Origin of the sequence: Trebonia sp., assembly GCF_030042015.1 — a bacterium.
Lineage (GTDB): Bacteria > Actinomycetota > Actinomycetes > Streptosporangiales > Streptosporangiaceae > Trebonia.
On sequence record NZ_JASIAL010000199.1, the window covers coordinates 1 to 4,787 of the forward strand.

Genomic DNA, 4,787 nt, shown 5'->3' on the forward strand with positions numbered 1-4,787 from the left:
AGGACGAACCGGCCGGCGCGCCGCTTGCCGGCGGTAGAGGCCGCGGCCTGGCTGGCGGTCATGGCCGCGGTCGTGGCCGTGGCCGGCGCTGGCCTAGCGGCGTGCTCGTCCGCCGCCGCGGCTGCGGGCGCGCCGGGTACGTCCTGCGGCACGACCCGCACCGCCGCCAACGTGCCCGTGGTGATCAAGGTGGCCAAGGGGACCGTGGACTGCGCCGCGGTACTGCACGTCGAGGACACCTACGCGGCGATGATGCGGGCGGGCGAGGTGCCGGGCAACGGCGGCGGCGCCCCGGTCACCGTGAACGGCTGGACCTGCCAGGGGTACCCGACGCCACAGGTGCTGCGGACCGGCGACGCCTCGCAGTGTCATACGGCCAGCGCCGAGGTGGTCGCCGTGCTCGCGCTGCCGTCCGCAGGCAGCTGAGCCTCGCCCCCGGCCATCCCCGCGTCGAGCCGCACGTCAATCTCCGGCATCCCCGCGCCGCCCGTGAACGCGGCGGTGCGGGTGAACGTGCCGCCGTCCGGTGGCAGGTCGTCGGCGGCGCGAGGACGGACCGCGCTGAGCCCGCGGCTCGTGCTGATCATCTGCACCTGGTCCCGGCCGGACGCCTTGGCCCGGTAGAGCGCCGCGTCGGCGGCGGCGAGCAGGTCGGTCAGTTCGCGGCGCGAGCCTGCGTCGAGGGCCGCCACGCCGATGGACACGGTCACAGGCACGCGCTCGGCCCCGGCCGCGCCGCCCGCGCCCCCTGAGTAGATGGGCAGCTGCGAGATGTGCGCGCGGACCCGTTCGGCGATACGCAACGCGTCAACCGCCCGCGTTTGCGGGAGCAGCATCACGAACTCCTCGCCGCCGAACCGGCCCGCGAGGTCGTAGTCGCGAAGTATCTGGGTCATCGTGGTCGCGATCTGCCTGAGCACATTGTCGCCGACCAGGTGCCCGTAGGTGTCGTTGATCTGCTTGAACCGGTCCAGGTCGAGGAGCGCCACGGCGAGCGGGGAGCCGGTGCGGACCGCGCGGGCGACTTCGGCCGCCGCCTCGCGATCCCATGTCATCGCGTTGAGCAGGCCGGTCTTGGCGTCCGCCCTGGCCTCGTTGAGCAGCTGGGTGTGGCGGAAGGACCGCTGCAGCAGGGTGACGAGCGGCAGCGCGATGATCAGCGTGACGTAGCTGACCGTCATGCCCAGGGCGACGAGCAGGGCGGCGCACAGCTCGGTCACGTCGTTGTGCAGCGGCTCCACGCCCAGGACCGTGTCCCTGATGCGGGTGGCTGGGTCCGCGGCCTTGACCGCGGTCAGCACCAGGCCCTGGTTCACCACCCACTGGGTGAGGCCGGTCAGCGCGGCCGCCATGAGCCACATGTCGGCATGGGCCCACAGGTAGGCGCGCGGGTGGCACCCGACGGGGAGTATCCCGTGGTACACCAGCGATGCCGAGCCATAGGCGATGCCGATCGCCGACGCGGTGAAGACGCGTCGGTACAGCGGCGCCCGCCGCACCCGCCACTGCGTCAGCGCGAGCCTGATCGCCGGGACGACCAGCGCGTACAGCGGGGGAAGCAGGATCACGACGGGGAGTTCCCACACCGCGTAGACGTCCTTCACGACGCCCGCTGGCTCGCTCGAGCGCCTGGTCAGTTCCACCGTGGCGGCGCCGCACCCGAGCAGCGCGCCGAACAGCAGCAGGTCCTCCAGGTAGAACCGGAACAGCGCCGCGTCCACGCAGACCCAGGCCAGGTATCCGCAGACTACGAGCACGACGAACGCGCGAAGCGGCCTCGGCAGCGACCAGACGGCCCAATCACCGACGCGAGGGCACCGACGGTAAGACGCAGTGCCGCGCGCGTGATTCATCAGGCCTCCTTCGCTTTGGCGATGCATTCCGTCGCGGATCCTGGTCCAGACGCCGGGTTGCGCAACGTGCAGTGCTAACCCCACATTGTCACAGATTTCACGTGCGAAATGTCTAAACACGGCTACTGGCTGCCAGCGGATCGCACCCGCGGACGCGTCCGGACGGGGCGCGCAAGCATCTGAAACACCGATGGTGCAAGCGCTTGCAGCGTCCGGGCGCCGCCTGTCAGCCACTTAACTGTAACCGAATAGTTACCTGCGTGCGTTTCCATTCCCTACTGACGGGGATGTTGCGTATTCAAGCATTTGGAAACGGTCCACTACTCCGCATAAGGTGTAATACTCCGTAAGGTGGACTTTTCAGACAAGAGGGGGACGAAGTGACCACTGGCTGGGCGTAGCAGCAGACACGGCAGACGGACCCCCCGCAGCGGAAGGAGGAGGACATGACCACCACTGGCTGGGCGTAAGAGCACACGCAGGACGCAGCGACCCGCCGACGCGAAAGGAGAAGGACATGACCACCACCGGCTGGGCGTAAGAGCACACACGCAGGACGCAGCGACCCGCTGACCCGGAAGGAGAAGGACATGACCACCACCGGCTGGGCGTAGCAGCAGACACGGCAGACGGACCCCCCGCGGCGAAAGGAGAGGGACATGACCACCACCGGCTGGGCGTAAGAGCACACACGCAGGACGCAGCGACCCGCCGACCCGGAAGGAGTAAGGACATGACCACCACTGGCTGGGCGTGACATTCGGCTACCATCGGCCGACGGAACGCGGCCGGGCGTGACGGCTGAGTGACAGTCAATCGCCGGGCGCGGCTGCCTTCCGCGACCGCATCCAACTCGCCGCGACACCCGCGGCACACAGGGCGCCTGCCGCGCCTGCTACCGCGACGACCGTCGCCGGGGCAAAGTGCAGCGCGGCGGCACCCGCCAGCACCATGATCGTCCCCTGACCCAGGCTCATGCCGCCTTGCGCGAGCCCGAACGCCCGGGCACGTCGTGCCCCGGGCACCGCGCTGACGAACGCCGCGTTGGCCGCGATCTGGTAGGCACCGAAGGCCCCCGAGGCGAAGAGGATCGCCAGCGCGGCGGCCAGCGCGGGGCCCGCGGCGAACAGGATCAGGACACCGCAGGTGGCGACCGCGAGCGGGCCCATCAGGCGCAGCCGCGTCGCGGGCCGAACCAGGCGGCCGAAGGCGAGCATGCCCACCGTCTCGCCGAGGGCCTGGGCGGCCAGGATCGCGCCCACCGTGAGGGCGCCGCCGCCGAAGCTCGCGCCCAGCGGGGCCGCGACGCCCTCGGCGGCGTTGTAGAACGCGGCCAGCCAGCCGAAGAGCATCGGCAGCCGCGTCGCGGGAGAGCGCAGCACCATCAGCGTCGCGCCGATGAAGCCGTCGGCGGCGGGGCTGGCAGGCTCCTGCCCGGCTGCTGGCCCCGCCGCTGCTGGCCCCGCCGCCTCAGGTCCCGCCTCAGGTCCCGCCGCCTCAGGTCCCGCCGCTGCGGGCCGCGCCGCCGGCTTCGCTTGCGGGGGATGGGGCCGTGCCCGCACCCAGCAGCGCACGATGACCGCTGACGCCGCGTACGTGGCCGCGTCGACGATCAGCGAGCTGCGGACGCCGAGGAGCCCCACGGCAGCCCCGCCGGCCGCGAACCCGGCCACCTGGGCGAACTGGTTGGTGGTCAGCGTGATCGCCGTGCCTGCCGCGTACTTCTCCCCCGCCAGGACGTCCGGGTAGATGGCGGCTCGCGCCGCGGTGAACGGCGCGCTGGCCAGCGTCACCACGGCCAGCAGCGTCACGAGCACCGCGAGCGGCACCCCGGGCAGCGCCATGAGCACGACGAGCGCGCACCGGAACGCGTCGCAAGCGATCATCACCCCGCGCCGCGAGAACCTGTCCGCCAGGCCGGCAAGCGTCACGCCGCCGACGAAGACCGGCACCACGCTGAGCATGAACGTCACCGCCGCGAGCAGCGCCGACCTTGTCCTGTCGTACACGAGGACGGTCAGCGCGACCCGGGCAAGCTGGTCACCGACCACCGAGACGAGCTGGGCGAGCCAGAGCGCGCGGAACTCGGCGATGCCGAACACGTCTCGGTAGGTCGGGTGCGCGGCGTGCTCGGGCGCGTGCCCCGCAGCCGGTGCTCGAACAGTGATGTGACCCTCCGTGGCCGTCAGATCGACGATCTTCGACGTCACATGATGCACCGCAAATCCGCACATTGCAAACGATCGTGATAAGTATTTCGAGACGTTAGCAGATACGGACAAAACCGGGCACTTTACCCCGACTAAGCGCGCGGTACGGCGCCGACCCTACGTGCGGCCTCAGCCACCGCCGCGTCCCGCGCGGCCGTTGTCTCGGCCACGGTGAGCGTCCGGTCCTTGGCACGGAAGCGCAGCGTGTAGGCCAGCGACTTGCGGTCCGCGCCGAGCTGGGCGCCGGTGTAGACGTCGAACAGCCGGACGTCCTCAAGCAGGTCACCCGCCCCGGCGGTCAGCGCCGCCGCCACGTCCGCCGACGGCACGCCGGCCGGCACCACGAGGGCCACGTCCTGGGTCGCCAGCGGGAAGGCCGACAGCGACGGCCCGTGGACCGTGCTGGCCTCGGCCGCGACCGCGAGCACGGCGAAGTCGAGCTCGAGCGCGCAGGTACGCGGCGGCAGGCCGTACGCGGCCACCACCCGCGGATGCAGCTCGCCCGCGTGCCCCGCCAGCCACTCACGCGCCCCGCCCGGATCGGTCGCCCCGTCCGCTCCGCCCGGACCGGCGCCAGGACCGGCGTCAGGACCGGGGTCAGGACCGGCGTCAGGACCGGCGTCCGCGCCGGCGGTCGTGGCCTCCTCGGGCGTGACCGCGCGCACGTAAAGCCCCGCGCACCGGCCCGGGTGCCATGGCGGCGCCTGCGCCGCCCGCACCTCGA

3 protein-coding genes and 1 pseudogene are annotated in these 4,787 nt (G+C 71.7%); 1 reads left to right on the forward strand and 3 read right to left on the reverse strand.

What is annotated here, in order from left to right:
• Nucleotides 1-426: hypothetical protein (locus Q1N79_RS10130; protein ID WP_300607335.1), on the forward strand; the 426-nt coding region annotated here is incomplete at its 5' end.
• Here Q1N79_RS10130 and Q1N79_RS10135 read toward each other — a convergent pair.
• From Q1N79_RS10135 to Q1N79_RS10145, 3 genes and pseudogenes are all read right to left on the reverse strand, one after another.
• Complete coding sequence (locus Q1N79_RS10135) at nt 369-1,757, reverse strand: GGDEF domain-containing protein (protein WP_300607337.1); 1,389 nt, start codon at nt 1,755-1,757, stop codon at nt 369-371. The two genes, Q1N79_RS10130 and Q1N79_RS10135, sit on opposite strands and share 58 nt — an antisense overlap.
• Before the next feature lie 908 nt (nt 1,758-2,665).
• Nucleotides 2,666-4,063 (reverse strand): MFS transporter, encoded by a 1,398-nt coding sequence (locus Q1N79_RS10140; RefSeq protein ID WP_300607339.1) that lies wholly within the window; start codon nt 4,061-4,063, stop codon nt 2,666-2,668.
• Between the two features lie 92 nt (nt 4,064-4,155).
• Nucleotides 4,156-4,787 (reverse strand): annotated as a pseudogene (locus Q1N79_RS10145) (hypothetical protein); the annotation flags it as partial.